At 32.4% G+C, this 697-nt stretch carries 1 protein-coding gene; it reads right to left on the bottom strand.

The annotated features are described in order from the left end of the window. Positions 1 to 154: 154 nt before the first annotated feature. Positions 155 to 697 (bottom strand): transposase (locus ACESSZ_RS16475; protein WP_499842910.1); only part of this gene is annotated, 543 nt, incomplete at its 5' end.

Here is a 697-nt window from a genome sequence, read left to right on the forward strand (position 1 = left end):
AAAGAGGCTGTAACGAAATAGACTGAATTGACAAGTCTATGAGGTTACACCTCTTTTTTCTATGCTTTGTTCTGAAAAAATATCTCTTATTTTTAGATAAAGGAATAAACCTTTGTTTTAAGGCATTATAAAAACATCTCCCCCTTTTTATTCTCTATGCTGAATACTTTGGTCTTTGCTTTTTATTGTGATATTTCATTAAGTTAAATCCAATAGATACTAACTGTATCTCCATTTCCACATTTTTTATGCTTCTTCTGTGAATTCTGTCATACTTGTTATCTGTCTTGATAACTCCAAACGCTCCTTCGGTTTCAATAGACCGCTTCATTCTTAACTGTATTCCTTCTTCACTGTCTAGTCTTTTCTTTGCCTCTGTTTGAAGTTCATTTAGTATCGGATTCACTGTAATAATGCGATTTCTTTTTGCGGTTGTGCATACATTCTTCTGTTCACAGGTTTCACATTTGCCACAGCTATGACTTTGATTGATTCTCATATATTTGCTACGTTTATCTACCCTTTCTGATATACATGTGAATACATGTCCAGCCGGACAGATATATCTGCCGCTTGTGTCTTTCATCCAGTTTGCTTTATTATATAGATTCTTTTTGTATTTCTTTTCTTTCTCTTTGCTATACATGCTATATTTTATATATGCTTCTATATTATGGGTTAGACAATACATATAATT

Origin of the sequence: Eubacterium sp. 3_1_31 (genome assembly GCF_964249515.1) — a bacterium.
GTDB lineage: Bacteria > Bacillota_I > Bacilli_A > Erysipelotrichales > Erysipelotrichaceae > Longicatena > Longicatena caecimuris.